Genomic DNA, 894 nt, shown 5'->3' with positions numbered 1-894 from the left:
CGCCTCACCGGCCTGTGGACCGGGGACTGGGACACCGCCTGGTCCGGCGCCTTCACCACCGACGCCAACCTCAACCTGCAGACCGCCTCCTCCGCCGCCGCCGCCCTCCCCGAGGTCACCGAGGCCCTCGCCTCCCTCGTCCACCGCCAGCTGCCCGACTGGCGCGACAACGCCCGGGCCGTCTTCGGCGCCCGCGGCGTGGTCGCCCCCGCCCACACCGACGGCGCCACCGGCCACGCCTACCACTTCGACCGCGAGTACCCCCTCCACCTGTGGACGGGCGGCGCCGACTGGCTGCTCAAACCCCTCGTCGACCACGACGAGACCCACGGCCGCCGCGACCCGCGCACCGCCGCCGCCCTCGCCGAGGTCGCCGCGTTCTACGAAGACTTCCTCACCCGAACGGACGGCGAGGGCCGCTTGGCGGTCGTCCCCTCCTACTCACCCGAGAACCGCCCCACCGGCGGCAGCTGGGGCGCTCTCAACGCGGCCATGGACCTCTCCGCAGCCCGGCACGCCCTGCTCACCGCCGCCGCCTACCACCCGGAGCACGCCGACCGCTGGCGCGCCCTGGCCGCGGCCCTCCCGCCGCACCGGATCAACGCCGACGGCGCACTCGCCGAATGGGCCTGGCCCGGCCTCGACGACGCCTACGAGCACCGCCACCTCAGCCACCTCTACGGCGTCTGGCCGCTCGAGGAGATCACCCCCCACGACACCCCCGAACTCGCCGCCGCCGCACACCGCGCGCTGTGCCTGCGCGGCGCCGAGAACGACTCCGCCCACGGCCACCTCCACCAGGCGCTGATCGCGGCCCGCCTCCACGACGGCGACCGCGTCGGCCGCTCCCTCGCCCGGGTCCTGCACGGCGACCACTTCCACGCCTCGCTGATG

1 protein-coding gene is annotated in these 894 nt (G+C 75.7%); it reads left to right on the top strand.

What is annotated here, in order from left to right:
- The coding region (locus ACOV8S_RS21500) for a glycosyl hydrolase family 95 catalytic domain-containing protein (RefSeq protein WP_448319524.1) at positions 1 to 894 on the top strand (894 nt) is incomplete at both ends.

This window comes from Streptomyces sp. CO7 (assembly GCF_053474865.1).
Note: the sequence above shows the minus strand (reverse complement) of the source record. Positions and strands in the feature narration are given on the sequence as shown.